This window comes from Anaerotruncus sp. DFI.9.16 (assembly GCF_024461615.1).
GTDB classification, from domain to species: domain Bacteria; phylum Bacillota; class Clostridia; order Oscillospirales; family Ruminococcaceae; genus Anaerotruncus; species Anaerotruncus massiliensis.
In genome coordinates this window covers 78,652-94,073 of the sequence record NZ_JANFZX010000007.1, presented here as the reverse complement: position 1 = coordinate 94,073, position 15,422 = coordinate 78,652, and the positions used below count along the sequence as shown (strand labels likewise).

General features: G+C 54.9%; 15 protein-coding genes. 2 read left to right on the top strand and 13 right to left on the bottom strand.

The genetic code is table 11. The features are described 5' to 3' along the window. Positions 1-819 (top strand): cell wall metabolism sensor histidine kinase WalK (locus NE609_RS05400; RefSeq protein ID WP_256151947.1); only part of this gene is annotated, 819 nt, incomplete at its 5' end. Positions 820-834: 15 nt separating this feature from the next. On the opposite strand, the gene NE609_RS05395 is transcribed toward NE609_RS05400, so the two are convergent. From NE609_RS05395 to NE609_RS05345, 11 genes are all read right to left on the bottom strand, one after another. Continuing rightward, positions 835-2,232, bottom strand: coding sequence for an ABC transporter ATP-binding protein (locus tag NE609_RS05395; protein ID WP_055245603.1), 1,398 nt, complete (start codon positions 2,230-2,232; stop codon positions 835-837). Then, on the bottom strand, positions 2,229-2,927 hold the full coding sequence (locus NE609_RS05390; protein ID WP_055245604.1) for an energy-coupling factor transporter transmembrane protein EcfT: 699 nt from the start codon (positions 2,925-2,927) through the stop codon (positions 2,229-2,231). The genes NE609_RS05395 and NE609_RS05390 overlap by 4 nt, the downstream gene beginning before the upstream one ends. Then, positions 2,924-3,526: an MptD family putative ECF transporter S component gene (locus NE609_RS05385; RefSeq protein ID WP_055245605.1), complete on the bottom strand. Its 603-nt coding sequence runs from the start codon at positions 3,524-3,526 to the stop codon at positions 2,924-2,926. The genes NE609_RS05390 and NE609_RS05385 overlap by 4 nt, the downstream gene beginning before the upstream one ends. A 70-nt stretch (positions 3,527-3,596) precedes the next feature. Beyond that, on the bottom strand, positions 3,597-5,339 hold the full coding sequence (locus tag NE609_RS05380) for an ABC transporter ATP-binding protein (protein WP_055245606.1): 1,743 nt from the start codon (positions 5,337-5,339) through the stop codon (positions 3,597-3,599). Beyond that, entirely contained in the window at positions 5,336-7,129 is a 1,794-nt protein-coding gene (locus tag NE609_RS05375) for an ABC transporter ATP-binding protein (protein WP_055245607.1), read from the bottom strand. The genes NE609_RS05380 and NE609_RS05375 overlap by 4 nt, the downstream gene beginning before the upstream one ends. A 91-nt stretch (positions 7,130-7,220) precedes the next feature. After that, positions 7,221-7,835 carry a TetR/AcrR family transcriptional regulator gene (locus tag NE609_RS05370; protein ID WP_055245608.1) on the bottom strand — a complete coding sequence of 205 codons (615 nt, stop codon included), beginning with the start codon at positions 7,833-7,835 and terminating at the stop codon, positions 7,221-7,223. A gap of 300 nt (positions 7,836-8,135) precedes the next feature. Then, positions 8,136-8,492 (bottom strand): FMN-binding protein, encoded by a 357-nt coding sequence (locus NE609_RS05365; RefSeq protein WP_055245609.1) that lies wholly within the window; start codon positions 8,490-8,492, stop codon positions 8,136-8,138. After that, entirely contained in the window at positions 8,489-9,307 is an 819-nt protein-coding gene (locus tag NE609_RS05360; RefSeq protein ID WP_055245610.1) for an ABC transporter ATP-binding protein, read from the bottom strand. Before NE609_RS05360 ends, NE609_RS05365 begins: the two co-directional genes overlap by 4 nt. Before the next feature lie 12 nt (positions 9,308-9,319). Further along, the gene (locus NE609_RS05355) at positions 9,320-10,318 is read right to left on the bottom strand and encodes an iron ABC transporter permease (RefSeq protein WP_055245611.1); all 999 of its coding nucleotides are present in this window, start codon (positions 10,316-10,318) and stop codon (positions 9,320-9,322) included. Beyond that, complete coding sequence (locus NE609_RS05350; protein ID WP_256151946.1) at positions 10,315-11,367, bottom strand: iron ABC transporter permease; 1,053 nt, start codon at positions 11,365-11,367, stop codon at positions 10,315-10,317. Before NE609_RS05350 ends, NE609_RS05355 begins: the two co-directional genes overlap by 4 nt. Continuing rightward, positions 11,360-12,334 carry an ABC transporter substrate-binding protein gene (locus tag NE609_RS05345; protein WP_110440243.1) on the bottom strand — a complete coding sequence of 325 codons (975 nt, stop codon included), beginning with the start codon at positions 12,332-12,334 and terminating at the stop codon, positions 11,360-11,362. The genes NE609_RS05350 and NE609_RS05345 overlap by 8 nt, the downstream gene beginning before the upstream one ends. Before the next feature lie 281 nt (positions 12,335-12,615). Between NE609_RS05345 and NE609_RS05340 the strand changes: the two genes are divergently transcribed. Next, positions 12,616-13,134: a ClbS/DfsB family four-helix bundle protein gene (locus tag NE609_RS05340; protein WP_055245614.1), complete on the top strand. Its 519-nt coding sequence runs from the start codon at positions 12,616-12,618 to the stop codon at positions 13,132-13,134. A 331-nt stretch (positions 13,135-13,465) separates the two neighbouring features. Here the strand turns inward: NE609_RS05340 and NE609_RS05335 are convergent, their stop codons facing one another. Continuing rightward, entirely contained in the window at positions 13,466-14,452 is a 987-nt protein-coding gene (locus NE609_RS05335; RefSeq protein WP_162598951.1) for an AraC family transcriptional regulator, read from the bottom strand. A 531-nt stretch (positions 14,453-14,983) separates the two neighbouring features. Beyond that, positions 14,984-15,406 carry a flavodoxin gene (locus tag NE609_RS05330; RefSeq protein WP_256151945.1) on the bottom strand — a complete coding sequence of 141 codons (423 nt, stop codon included), beginning with the start codon at positions 15,404-15,406 and terminating at the stop codon, positions 14,984-14,986. Positions 15,407-15,422 lie beyond the last annotated feature (16 nt).

Here is a 15,422-nt window from a genome sequence, read left to right as displayed (position 1 = left end):
CAGGTGGAGCAGGTGCAGCTGAACAATCTTGCCGATATGAGGATCGATGAAGACGCCATTTCGGAGTTCCGGCAGCTGAGCCGCTCGTTCAACCAGATGCTGGAGCGGCTGAACAACGCCTTTGCCGCCCAGCGGCAGTTCACCGGCAACGCCGCCCACGAGCTGCGCACGCCGCTGGCGCTGATGCAGGCGCAGCTGGAGCTGTTTTCCGCGGAGCATCCCGATGTGCGGCCGGAGACGGCGGAATTCCTCACGCTTTTGCGCGAGCAGACGGAGCGGTTGACGCAGATGACCAAGACGCTGCTGGAGATGAGCAATTTGCAGCAGGTGGCGCGGAACGAGCAGATCCAGCTCGCCCCCATGGTCGAGGAGATCTTCACAGATCTCGCGCCGCTGGCGGAGAAGCGAAGCATCACGCTGGATGCGGCGGGCGACGCCGCCCTGACCGGCAGCGACGCGCTGATCTACCGCCTGCTCTTTAATTTGACGGAGAACGCCGTCAAATACAACCGTCCCGGCGGCTCGGTGCGGGTCGAGCTTGCGCAAGGGCAGGAAAAGTGCATCATTCGCGTTTCCGACACCGGCTGCGGCATTCCGGAGGAGTATCAGCGGAGCATTTTCCATCCCTTCTTTCGGGTAGATAAATCCCGCAGCCGCGAGTACGGCGGCGCGGGACTGGGGCTTTCTCTGGTGTGGGAGATCGCCAATCTCCACGGCGGCTCCGTTTGGGTGGAGGAAAGCTCGGACAAGGGCACGACCATCGCGGTAGAGCTGCCGGCAGGGGCAGAAAACGATTCCCCCGGCGCGGATATCCCATAACGGTCCTCGGCTGACTCATGGCGATCGTTTTTCAACCTCCACAACATTACCGCAGCAGCTCTCGATCAGCTCCCTGTCATGGGTGATCACGAGAATGGTTCTGCCGTTCCGCTCTTCGCTTTTCAGCCTTTCCGCAATCAGGCGCATATTTCGCCCATCAAGGCCGCTGGTAGGCTCATCGAGTATCAATATCCTGCGGCCGGAAAAGATGGCGCAGGCAATGGCAAGGCGCTGCTTCTGCCCGCCGGACAGGGTGGACGGGTGCGCATCCCTGTACTCGTAAAGCCCAAACTCTTTCAGCAAATGTCTGGCACGGTCTTTGTTTTCTTCCGTCAATTCGGTATTCAGCAGCAGCTCCTCCGCCACGCTTGCCGTAAAGAACTGCGTTGACGTGTCATTGCCGCAGTAATAGATCTCCCTGCGCCGGACTGCCGCTCTTGCTTTTTTCCCATCTATCAGGATATGACCCCTTGTATGCTTCGCCAGCCCGCAGAGGATCTGCGCAAGTGTGGTTTTCCCCGCGCCGTTTTGTCCCGTTATGGCGGTCACGCTGCCCTTTGGAACGGACAGCGAAATATCCTCAAAAATGACTTCTTTGCGTATTCTTTTCGAGAGCCCTGCTGTCTTCAAGACGGCAGGGTTTTCGTCTAATACGGAGGGAGCGGGAAGGCTCTTTCCCTCGTGCGGAGAGCGCAGCCCCATGCCTAAGATGTCTGCTTCCGGCAGAAGGAGTAAGTCCCGTGGTGCATACTCGGCCGCTATTCTACCCTCCCGCAGATATAAAAACCGGTCTGCGATCCCCATCAGCCAGTCGATCCGATGCTCCGTGAGGAGCAGGGTAAAGCCCTGCTCCTTGAGCTGCCGAAGGGTCTGCGCAAGCTGCCTCGTCCCGGCGGCGTCGAGGTTGGCCGTCGGCTCATCGCACACAAAGACCTTTGGCTTCATGGCATATACGGACGCAATGGCCGCCCGCTGCTTTTCTCCGCTTGAGAGGACGTCAACTGCCCTGTCTTTCAAATGGGACAGCTTCAACGCCTCTATGGCGGCGTCCGTTCTCTCCCGTATCTCCCGGGCGGACAGGCCGTAATTCTCGCAGGGAAAGGCCACCTCTCCGGCAAGCTCAGCGGAAAAGAACTGGCTTTTGGGGTCCTGAAAAACGCTTCCCACCAAACGCCCGATCTCCCATGTGGAAAGCCTTGATATGTCCTTGCCGTCTATCCGCACACTCCCGCTGAAAACTCCGGGATAGTAGGACGGCGCAAGCCCGTTGACAAGCCTTGTCACGGTGGTCTTGCCGCAGCCGGAGAGTCCCGTCAGCACGACGCATTCGCCGCTTTTTACCGAAAGGGAAATGTCCCGCACACCTCTGTCCGAGTTTTCGTATTGAAAGGAAGCGTGTGTAAGCTCGATCATGCCATGCTCCTTTCCAAAACCAAATAGGAAGCCGTGACTATCGCACATGCGGCTGCCGCGATGTGATCCCGCGCCCCGGCCCTTTTCTCATAATAGCTGCCGCGCACGCCCGGGCGTTCCGCGCCCCTTGCAACGGCGGAAACGGAAAGCTGATCGGCAAGCTGCAATACCCGAAGAAGAAACGGAACCAGCACATACTCCATGCTCTGCACGGGATGTGCGAGCAGCTGCCCCGCCGCGGTCAGCCCTCGGTTTTTCATCGACCTGCCTACCCCCTTTAGCTCCGCCCGCATGGTGGGGAAGAAGCGAAAGACCACAAGAAGCCCGAGAATGAACGGGGTGGGCATACGGAGGCGGGATAAGAATGCGGAGAGCATCCCCGGCGGCGTGGTGATCAGATCCCATGACACCAGAAAGATCGGCGACAGATTCCAGAACATCAGCACATAAAACTCCGAAAAGGCCGGCATGCGCAGCCCATGAAAGCGGATGCCGTAGAGCAGCAGCGCCAGCAGCAGATAAAAGCAGCCATAGGACGCGGCAAGTCGGAAGTTCCGCTGTAAGACGAGATAAAGAAGCGCCCCGCCGGTCAGGATGCAGGTGAGCAGCACATTCCCGCCGATAGTCACTCCGGCAAAGACGCACAGCAGTGCCCACAGCTTGACCGACACCGCAAAGGATGCGTCCGCTCTCATAGAACGCCGGCCTTCTTAAAATGCCTGCGGATCAGCCGACTGCCCACCATGCAGCCTAAAAAGCCCATCAGCGTCGTGAACAGCAGAATAAAGGCCAGCCAGCCGGGAGAGGTGTAGTAACGCACATAGGAATCGATATAGCTCTGCTCCATGCCGCTTGCCAGCGCAAAATCATAGTAGGTGTCCCAGAAAAACCAGATGGGCAGCAGATTGACCCCGTTGTACAGCAGGCTCGCCGCCGTCCAGGCGGCAGTCAGCCGTTTCGGTTTTTGGCAGGAGCCTTCCTTCCAGAGAATCACCTCGCAGATGACGCCCGTGACGATAAAGTAGGGGAGCAAAAACCAGTTGCCCATCAGGAGAAAAATCACGCCAAGCAGCGTCATATAGATCAGCGTCACAAACCGCTTGCCGATCCGGCTGACCATGAGCATATAGACCGGCGCGCAGAGGAACATGGTGATCCCCACCGACAGCACCATGCTGACAAAGTCGTTGGCCATGCAGACCATGTTGATAACGAGCTGGATCACGATCAGCACCGCCGAAAGCAGCACCGTTGTAATAACATCCTTAACAGACCATTTATTTGTTTCTTTCATAAACGCCTCCTTGTTTTCGACACTTTGTTTTCCAATATTACACTTGGAATCCTGTTTATCTCGCAACTTTCTACGCCGTCCACGCCATGCTCTCGCTCTGGAGCTGCGCCATGTGGCGGAACAGGCCGTTCTTTTTCAGCAGCTCGGCCGGAGAACCCATCTCAACCACGCGGCCGCCGGAGAGCAGGACGATCTGGTCGGCGTTCATGACGGTACGCATACGGTGCGCGATGATGAGCACCGTCTTATCCTTGATCAATCCGGACAGCGCCGCCTGCACCGCCGTTTCGTTTTCCACGTCCAGCGAGGCCGTTGCCTCGTCCAGCAAAATCACCGGCGCGTCCTTCAAGATGGCGCGGGCAATGGAGATGCGCTGCCGCTCGCCGCCGGAGAGCCGGGAGCCGTTTTCTCCGATCAGGGTATGGTAGCCCTCCGGCAGCTTGGATACGAAGGCGTCGCACTGCGCCGCCTTCGCCGCCGCCAGCACCTCCTCGTCGGTGGCGTCCCGCTTGCCGAGGCGGATGTTTTCCATCACGGTGTCGGCAAACAGCACCACATCCTGAAATACGATGGCGTAGTTCTTCAGCAGTGCCTCGCCGTCCACCGTGGACACGTCCACGCCGCCCAGCCGCACCGTTCCCTCCGCCGGATCCCAGAAGCGGGCTGCCAGCTTGGCTGCCGTGGACTTGCCGCCGCCGGAGGGGCCCACCAGCGCCGTCACCTGCCCCTGCTTCGCCGTAAAGGAGACGTCTCTTAGCACGTCCTCTTTTTCCCGGTAGGCAAAGGTCACGTGCTCAAAGCGGATGTCGTAGCCGTCGGGATCATATTCGGTCAGTCCGGTCATGCGCTTTTCGCTCTCGATCTCCCGCATACGCTCGATGCGCACCTCGCAGGCGAAAACCGCGGCCATGTTGGCAAACATGGAGCCGATGGGGTCATATACCCGGGTGGCGGCGATAAGGAACATCAGAAACGGGATCAGCGCCAGGTCGCCGCGGCTCATCAGCGTTACCCCCGTGAGGACGGTGGTGGCAATGCCCAGCTTTAAGAAGGATTGCGCCGCCGTGACTACGGAGCCTGTGAACAGCTCGCCCCGGATGGTGTCCCGCTCCGCCTCGTCCAGCCTGCGGTTCAGGTCAGCGATATACCGCGCCTTTTGGTTGCACGCCTTGATCTCCGGCGCGCACTCCAGCACCTCCTGCATGGCGTCAGTGGCCGCGCGGCGGGTGACGAGACCCTTCGTTATATGCCGCTTTTCCATGCGCCGGGAGAGATAGACCATCAGCAGCGACGCGGGCACCACCCACAAAAGAGCCAACGCCATCCGCCAGTCGTAAAGCAGCATGCCTGCGGAAATCAGCGCCGTGGAGAGGAGCGCGCCGTGCATGGCAGGGTAAAAGTGGGAGAAGGCCTTTTCCAGCGTCTCCGTATCCCCCATGATGGTGGTGGTCAGGTCGGTCAGGTCACGGTTTCCGAAGAAGGACAGCGGGAGCTGGCGCAGCACCTCCGCCAGCCGGATGCGGCGGTTGGCGCTTTCCCGGTAGGTAGCTTCGTATAAGGCTTTGTATTGGATCAGGAAGGTCACAAAGAGCGCGGCGAGGGCAAGGACGCCCGCGACCAGAAAGCGCGTAAGCCCCGTCCTTGGGTCTGTGCCGTTTGTCAGCGCCTCTACGATGCCGGAGAGTGTCGTGGCCAGCACGCCTACGGGCAGCATTTTGCTGATGTTGACCAGTACGGACCAGAACACGGCGGACACATAGTCCCTTGCGCCCTTCTCCGTCATGGCGTATTTTTTGCTGATGCGTTCGATCATGCTGCACCTCCTACCTTCCACTGCGCGGCCTTTTGGTATTCCTCCCACATGGCGGCGTATACGCCGCCCTTTTCAAGAAGCTCGTTGTGCTTTCCTTCCTCGGCGATCTCGCCGTCCCGGATGACGAGGATGCGATCCATGTTCCGCACCGTGGACAGGCGGTGGGCGATCATCAACACGGTCTTACCCTTCATCAGCGCCTCGAAGGCCTTTTGTATCTTCGCCTCGTTCTCGGGGTCTGCAAAGGAGCTGGCCTCATCCAGCACCACGATGGGCGCGTCCTTTAAGATCGCCCGGGCCAGCGCGATTCGCTGCATCTCGCCGCCGGAGAGGTACACGCCCTTGGCGCCGATCACGGCGTCCAGCCCGCCCGGCGTCTTTCCCAGAATATCGCCGCACTGAGCAAGCTGCGCTGCCCGTAATATCTCATCCTCTGTGGCGCTCGGCCGAGCGGCGCGGATGTTGTCGCGGATGCTCTTCTTAAACAGGCGTACCTCCTGAAAGACAAAGGAGATCTGCTCCATCAGCTCCGCGGTGGGGATGCTGCGCACATCCCGTCCGCCCAGGAGCACCGCCCCTGCCTGCACATCGAAAAAGCGCGGGATCAGCCGGGCGATGGTGGTCTTGCCGCCGCCGGAGGGACCCACCAACGCCCACGCCTCCCCCTGCGGCAGATGGAAGCTCACATTCGTCAGCGCGGGCCTGTCCGCGCCGTCATAGGAAAAGGTGACATTCTCAAAGGAAATTCCTCTGTCCGCGGGCTTGCTTCCGCTGTCCGCCGCAGGCTCGGGAAGGGGCGACTCCCGGAGTATCGCCTCCAGCTTGTTCACTGCCTCGGCGGCCTCCATCTGTGCGTTGACCGCGTACATCAGCCGCTCCATCATAAAGGCAAGCTGGGGCGCGAAGAAAATGTAGAATACCAGATCGGCCAGCACTGCCCAACCGTCTGCCGCTCCGCCTACGAGAACCATCCCCAAGGGCATGAGAAGCAGGAACATGGCGTTCAGCACTACTGTAAACAGGGTGTAGGGCATACGGCACATCATGGCGTAGCCGCTGGCAAGGTCGCGGTAGCTGAGGATGGCGGTATGAAAGCTCTTGAAGGAGTAAACCGTCTGCTGGAATACCTTCACCACCGGGATGCCCCGGACATACTCCGTGGCCTCGGCGGAAATGCGCTCTCCGGCGCGCTGGTATTCCTCAAAGAACTTCATGCCTCTCCCGGTCATCATGGTCATCAGGCAGACAAGCCCGATGATCATGGGGATCAGGCAGGCAAGCCCCATGCGCCAGTCAAAGACGAAGAGCAGTCCCACCGCCAGTATCGGCGTTACGATTCCGCCCACCGCGTCGGGGATGGTGTGGGCAAGGAGCGTTTCTGTCAGCGCCGCGTTGTCGTCGATCTGCTTGCGCAGCCGTCCCGTGAGGTTGGCGTTAAAGTACCCCAACGGCAGGTCAATGAGATGAGCGGCCGCCGCCTTTCGCATATTCGTCGCCACCCGGAAGGCCGCAAGGTGCGTGCACATAAGCCCGGCGAAATAGATCGCTGCGCTCAGAAGTGCCGCCGCCAGCGCATACCAGCCGTAGCGGGCAAGCCCTGCCGGAACGCCGCCTCCCGGCGTTAAAATGCCCCTGGCCGCGTACCAGACAAAAACGAATGGGAAAATGCCGACCGCCGCCGAAACGCCGGACAGCCCGCAGCCCAAGACGGACAGCCACTTATGCCCTCCGGCGTATTCCAGCAGCCTGCCCAGCACCGGCGGCTGCTTTTCTTTTTTCTGTTTGCTCATATTCCGTGTTCCTTTCTTAAAATATATGGATTTGGTGGAGGATGTGCCGCATCGGTTAGAGGCGACTAACCAACAGTTATTTTTTTAAGGCTCATTCGAGCCTTAAAAGTCCGCTCCAGCCGGAGTGGAAAAAGATAGCCAGTTCATCAACGTATTTCATGGCTTCCTCTCTCGGCATGTTGTGGACGATGGTTTCACACACCGCCGTAAAGTAAGCTCTTGTGATCATGTGATGAAGCTGACGAGTCATGCTCCCGGAGAGCATACCGTTTTTTCTGAGGAGGGCGTAGTATTCTTCGGATCGATCGACCTCCAGTTCCACCAGCACCTCGATGAAATCCGCGTAGCCCGTTCCCTCCGCCCGGCAGAGGATCAGCTTGAATTCGTCGAAATGGTCGTACATGAACGCGACAAGCTCGTGCAGGTGTTGGGTGGAAAGCTCCAGACTGTCTTTTGCTCTCCCTTCCGGGATGAGGTCAAAATAATCATCCTGTGCCGCCTTGAAGCGGGTGAGCAGCTCCTTTGCGGTCTCACCCACAAGGTCTTCAAACAGAGCGGTCTTATCCGGGTAGTAGCCGTAGAAGGCACCCTTCGTGAAGCCTGCCTCCGCGACGATTTTATTCAGAGATGCGTCCTTAAAACCTTTTTCCAGAAATTCTTTTTTCCCAACTTCGAGGATCTTCCTTTGGGTTTCCGTTCGTTCCATTTCCTACGCCTCCTGATATACCAGCAGTACATACCACTGGTATATTATAACCGCGTAGATTTGGTTTGTCAATGGGAGTGACACATTTTATACTAAACACATATACCCTTGCTTGGAGGATTCGCGATATTCTTTTGCGCATGGAAGGGAGTTCATACAGCCATATATGGAATCTCCAGCGAAATGCCTGCGGCACTTCGCTGGAAAAGCACTTAAAACAGCAGCTATGGCTGATTTTTTGACTTGCCCTTCATCTCACCCATTCTATCACCGCAAAATATCCTTTGCAACGCAAATGGTTCATCGGAGTGCCGCCTGCGCGAGGCAATCTCTGACCGCTTCACGAATGGCATCGCTGGTAAATGTTGCGGATGAAACGGCATCCACATCCCAAGTCTGCGCCTCCACGATCCGGGAAGGGAGTTCATCTATTGCGCGGTCTGAGATATTTACTGTTTCGCTGTGAGATAGGACATGTACAGACAATATGCTACTCCCGTCAAACTCTACCTCTACGGTAACCGGACCGGAATAACCTTCAGCGGAAGCCGTATAAACGCCCGCCGTGTAGATGTCTCCCGATTTGCCGCATCCTGCGCACAGCAGCAGCGCACCCACCAGCACGGAGAACAGCACTGATTGCACCCCTTTTTTCATGTGTTCGAACCTCCTGTTTTTTTGTTCTGCTCCGTTATCCTGAAGGGGAGGCATACCGGAACATTTAATACCGGATGTGTAATGACCTCCGCTTCTACATCAAAGATTTCCCGCAACGCCTGCTGGGTAATAACCTCTTGCGGCGTACCTGCGTTGTGCAGTGTCCCGTCTTTGATCGCCACCAAATAGTCGGAAAACATGATGGCATGATTTAAATCATGAAGAACCATTACGATGGTAACACCATTTTCCCGGTTGAGGCGGCGCAGAAGGTACAATATATCCAGTTGGTGCGAGATGTCCAAATAGGTCGTGGGTTCATCCAGAAACAGCAATCCGGTTTTCTGCGCCAACGCCATGGCGATCCATGCCCGCTGTTGTTGACCTCCCGAAAGTCTCTCCATTTCTCTGTGTTCAAGGGAACTCATGCCTGTACTGGCAAGAGCCCACTGAATGATCTCCCGATCCTTTTCACCGAGACCGCTCAGCGCCGACCTATAAGGAAAACGCCCGTATTCCACAAGGTCGCCGACTGTGATGCCGGCAGGGGCTTGCGCTCCCTGCGGCAGCAGCGCAAGCCTCTGGGCAACACGCTTTGTCGGCATTTCGTGGATCGCTTCGCCATCAAGATATACTGCGCCGGAATCCGGGGAAATGATCCGGCACAGTGTCTTCAGTATGGTGGATTTTCCAGAGCCGTTGGAGCCTATCAAGGTGGTTATGCTGCCTTCAGGGATTTTTAAGTCAAGCCCCCTGAAGACGGCCTCCCCGTTATATCCGGCAGACAAACCCTTTGCCTGCATATGTGAAAGCATAGACATCCTCCCTTAAAAATACCTGCGGAGCAGGAACAGAAAATACGGAGCCGAAAGCACGGAGATCACGATACCAACCGGGATATCCCTCGGCTGAAAGGCAGACCGTCCCAACGTGTCTGCCAAAAGCAACAGCAGCGCCCCCAGCAGCATGGAGGCAGGCATAAGGGCATGGTGTCTGCCTCCGATCAACCTTCGTGCCATATGCGGCGCTACCAGTCCCACAAAACCGATCCCTCCGCTGACGGCAACGCAGGCAGAGGTAAGAGCCACCGATGCAATCAGGAGCAGTCTTAACTCCCTCTCTACGGCTATCCCCAGAGAAATGGCCGTATTCTCTCCTAAGAGCAGAATATCCAGTATATTCGACTTTGTAAGAAGAAAAGGAACCAGTATGAGCATATATGGCAACAGGGCAAGAACCTGATGCCAGCTCGTTCCCCAAATATTTCCTGCAAGCCATCTTGCCACGAGTTGATAGCTGCTGTTGTCCATGTTCGCGGCCATGATCAGCATAAAAGAAGAAAATAGGGACGCAAGCCCGATGCCGCCCAACAGAAAATATATTGGGATGAGTTTTCCGTTCCTCTTTGCAAAAAGATACAGCAGTCCCGTTGTGCAAAGCCCGCCCGCTATGGCAAATATCGGCTGGTACGCCATGGTACGTATATGCAGTGCAGGGAAAAATGTCAGGAACAGCATAACGGCAAATCCCGCCCCTGCGTTTATGCCCAATATCCCCGGATCGGCCAGCGGATTCCCCGTGACAGTCTGCATAACGCATCCGGCAAGTGCCAGACCCATCCCACATAGAACGGCGAGGACGATTCTCGGAACGCGAAACTGCGCTACGACTACGGAGGCTCCATCCGTATGCGGTTGGAATATGCTGTGAACCGCAGTCGAGAAGGAAATTCTTGCGTAACCACTGTTAACGGATAAGATAGCCGCAGCTACAATCAGGATAAGAAGACCGTTGAGGATAAGGAGCTGTCTGGTTTTCTTTTTCATAAGACCATGCCCTCCTTCCTGAAAGTAAGCGCAAAAAAGACGGGCACGCCGAGGATGGATACCAGTGCGCCGACAGGCGTATCAAAAGGGGCGTTTATCATGCGCGCCGCAATATCCGACAGCACCAGCACAACGCCGCCCATGAGCGCAGACACGGGAACCAGCCTGCGGTAATCACCGCCCACAAGAAGTCGGGATATATGCGGCACAATAAGCCCGATAAATGCGATGCCTCCCACGAGCGATACACTGGCTCCCGCAAGCAGCAACACCACAAGCATACCGAAAAGCCTGACCGTGCGGACATTTACGCCCAAGCTGGCGGCGCTATCTTCTCCCAGTGCCAGCGCTGATAGTCGGCTCGATAAAAGTAAACCAAGCGCACTGGCTGAGAGAATCACCGGGGACAGCATTTTCAAGCTTTGCCATGTCACGCCGGACAAACTTCCCGCGCTCCAGAAAGAAAGGGATTTCACGATTCCAAACGCCAGAGAAACCGCCTGACTCAACGCGGTAAGCAGGGCTGATACAGCAGCGCCTGCCAGAATGAACCGGAAAGATTCGGATCTATGTTTGCCGGCGCCGAAACCATAGACCATGAATACCGCAAGAGCGGCTCCGGCAAAGGCGGCGCATGTTTTCACGATGTCTGGTGCGGCGGGAAACAGAATTGCGGACAGTGCAACAAAGAAACCGGCTCCCGCATTGATCCCCAGAAGGCCGGCGTCCGACAGGGGGTTTCTGGTAATTCCCTGCATCACAGCGCCGGAGAGAGCGAAGGCCATTCCTGTCAGCCCGGCAGCCAGCGCCCTGGGCATACGCATTTCCAACATAATCATTCCAACACCGGAAGCCTTAGCGGGGGACATAACCGTTTCCGCAAAGACCTTGAAGCTACCGCCAGCAATGCCGGTGCAGACGGAGAGAACCATTGAGAACCCAAGCAGCAGCACCAATGCGGCAAGAATAATCAGAAAAGCCGGCGCGGAGCGTTTGTATCTCTCTTGTCTCTGCGATATTCCCGCAACCGCGCCTGTTTCCTTACTCAACGTCCCCATGGTTCAGAATCGCGTTCGCGAGCTTTTCCAAATAGAGTTCCTTTCCCATCGCCGTAAAAGCCATATTATACTGATCTTCGTTGATACCAAAGTAAACGTTGCCGGCTTTGACCGCTTTCATATTCTTCCACACGGCAAGGTTCCCCGTGTCTCCAGCTCTGCCGTCGTCGCTAAAGAAGAAGATGTGATCTGCATCGATCAGGGAAAAGTATTCCGCATCGACCACTTCACCCCAGACATTCTCCGGTACTCCGGCTGATGGTGTGAGTTTCAGCTCATCGTAGACAAGCTCACCCGGCCCGCCGCTGCGATAGATGTAATAGGAACCAAAATGAACGGAATTGGCCTCCAATACAGCAAAGGTTTCGTCCCCAATCATATCCCTGATTCTCGCCGCAAGCTCCGCAGCTTTGACGTCGTAGTCGGCAAGCCATTTTTCTACGGCTGCTTCTTTATCAAACCACTGCCCCAGTTGCTTAAATCTTCCGCGCCAGTTAACATAGCTTATGTCATCATCGATCATGACCGTGGGAGCAATAGCCGCGAGTTGTTCATAAACCTTCTCGTGGCGAATATTCATAATGATCAGATCAGGCTTTAACTCCGCGATCTTTTCGAGGTTCAGGTCTCCGGTAGAAGAAGACCCGGAGTAATTGCCGACAACCTCAATACCTCTTTCGGCAAAAAGCGTTGTCAGATGTTTGGGGACAGACACCCCATCGAACATGCTGGTATTAGCCGAGGCAATTACCTTCATATCCAGAATAAGAAGTTCCTCTGTCAAGCCAGCTACATCAACGATGCGCTGTGGATTTGCCGGGATGGCAACCTCGCCCTTCATATCCGTTACCGTGACGGTATCCGAGACCGATCCCTGCGGCGTGGTATCCGTTCCAGCACAGGCTGCAAGAGCAAACACAAGCACAAGGCACAACATGAGCATTGCGGATTTTTTCATTCTGATGACCTCCTGAGTAATAAATCTTTAGTTAGAGTAAGCTAACCAACGGGCGCGCATAGCGAAATAACAGAACAGCTGAGTCTTTTAACCGTGTGGGGTCAACCTTTTCTAACCGCCTACCATTATACAGTCGGCGAAAGGAAAAATCCCCCCGAAAACGCCATGTCTTTCCCCTAAAGCGCCATGATGCTCAGTGCAGTAATAGAATAATTCATAAAGCTATGCTATAATCAGAATCATTGCTCAATAGACAAACCGGAATTTATGGAGGTGTTTTTTTGCGAGTATACAAAAGCAAAGAAGAACTCAAAGCTGAAATCAATAAAACTTTTGAAAAATATATTTCGGAGTTTGATAGCATACCAGAAGCCTTAAAAGATAAGAGGGTTGATGAGGTTGACCGGACCCCGGCAGAAAACCTTGCCTATCAGGTGGGTTGGACAACATTGGTTCTTAAATGGGAGGAAGATGAAAGGAAGGGGCTTCAAGTAAAGACGCCGTCGGACGAATTCAAATGGAACCAACTTGGCGAGCTGTATCAGTGGTTCACGGATACCTACGCTCATTTGTCTCTTCAAGAGTTGAAAGCCGAACTGAACGAAAATGTCAAGTCTATCTGCGCAATGATTGATTCGCTCAGTGCGGATGAATTATTTAAGCCGCATATGAGAAAATGGGCTGATGATGCTACAAAAGCAGCTGTATGGGAAGTTTACAGGTTCATTCACGTTAATACTGTTGCTCCTTTCGGAACTTTTAGAACTAAGATCAGAAAATGGAAAAAGGCGGCGCTGTAACTTCCGGTTCATCAAGCCAATATGCCCTTAAAACACGAGCGGCGGGACAGCCTTTATCTGTCCCGCCGCTCTGCTTTTTCAGCGGTCAAAGTTTTACTTATGCGTAGGCTCGTTTACAGCCCCGCGCGAATGGTTAATTCCGCCCAGCACTAACATCAATGTGTATGCCGCTGCTGAGCAACTCACATTTCAAATGATATAGTTTCCACTGGGCAAGATCTTCCTCGAAATGTGCTGCCTACTATTCTGGTTTTTCAAGGGAAGATGCAATCTTTGTAATTTCCATCCAAGTAACCACAAGAGAATACACCTGTGTCTTTGCTCTTATGTTTCAGAATGGTAAGCTCCGCTTATATTCACTCGGAGTGCATCCAAACTTTTTTCGGAAGGCGTCGCTGAAATGGCTGATGTTGCTGTACCCCACCAACCCTGCTATGTCTTTCACCTGAGCATCGGGCACAGACAACAGTTCGCAGGCGTGCTCCATGCGGCGATTTAACATATATTGATATATGGTGATTCCATAGTGCTTTCGAAATATCTCACGAAGTTTGGATTCACACATAAAGTGCTGTTTGGAGAGCTCCGCGATGGTCACGGGTTCCAGAAATCCCTCATCTATCTGTCGCCTGACCCGAAGTAACGTCTCGCTATCCGCCCAGCTCAACGACCCCTTCACAGCAACAGAATTCTGATCCATCATCTCGTTCGCAAAGGCTGCAACAAGTTCCAGTATCTTTCCTTCTTGATACAATGACTTTGCACAATCATTGTAGTTACACTGCAATATCTGGCGTATTGTGGCTTCTATGGTAGCGGTGATTCTATGTTTTGGTGGAGTTTTACCCCCGCTAAAGGCGGTGCAAGCCTTTTTCTTCTGCAAACCATCCATCACAGAGCGAAACCGACAGGGATGCAGGTTCAGCCCGACACCTATATATCTCTGTCCTGCCTCATAGATATTTTCCGCATCAAACAGACCGCTGCCGTATACGCAGCAATCTCCCTTTTCCAACAACGTTTTTTTGTTTCTGCCCGAAGCCTTCCACTCCAATGCGTCGGAAAGAGAGAAAATGACGGAAAAAGAATCCTTATACACTTGCTCCCGCAATACTGTGTCCCTGTAAAACATTACATCGCAGATATACATCTCGATATTGGGGCACGGTGAAATATAGCGGAAATATCCTTCTCCAATGTCGCTTGGCAAAGCAACCTGATTGTCTTTCATAATACCGCAAAGCTGCTGCATTGCGGGGGAGAAAAAGTCGCTGCGATCCGTTTGCCCATGAAGAAAATCATATTGTGCTTCTTGCATACCAGGCCACCTCCTCCGACACATGATTAGACACTTTTATGCAAATTGGTCCATTCCACCTTTCCAGTTCCAGTTCTGCACACTGGTTAGCCTGCTCTAACCAGTGGATGAAATAAAAGGCAGACTGCCTGTACGCAGTTTGCCTCAAATCCGACGGCACAGCGCCTGTAAAAAATATTTTACCATAAGCGCGCAGGGATTTCAATGTAGAACACCAGGCATCCCTGATTTTCCTGCGAATTTTCCGTTTGCCCAATGTCATCCGTGTGCCGAGAGGGAAGGCCTCAGTGCTTTCAGCGAAAAAATCAATCGATTCAAACACGTTTTCTTATTCGGCTTTACGTCTACTCAACACAGAGCCTCTCTGTTCACATGTCTTGGATGCTTGAGCATATTCTTTTTCAATACTCGCCATACAGCGCAAGGCAGGAACACCGCAAGAGGTGTCCCTGCCTTTTCGGATAGGCTGTTTGGCAAATGCAACCCGCGCAATCTGCCGCTAAAGTTACCGTCAATGGCAGGCATCATTTTTCATTCCACCAATGCCTTGCCCAGAGCGCGGCAGGCTTCAAGCGCCGCGTCGTCGGGAGTCTCCGTGCAGATCACGCTCTCGCAAACGAGGTTCACCCCTGCGCTGTCGCAGTCACTCTCCCAGGTACGCATCCACTCGCCGTCGCCCCAGCCGTAGGAGCCGAACAGCGCCGCGCGCTTGCCGCCGAGGCTGTGCTTGCAGGCATCGAACATGGGCTGGAACTCCATTTCCTCCAGCACCTCGGCGCCCATGGCGGGGCAGCCGAAGGCGATGGCGCCGTAGGCATTCAGATCGCCGGGTGCGACCTCGGCGGGCGTGAGCAGCACAGCCTCTGCGCCCGCGGCGGTCATGCCCTCGGCAACGGCACGCGCCATCGCCTCCGTATTGCCCGTACCGCTCCAGTAAATAACAGCAGTTTTCATGTTTGTAAGTTCCTTT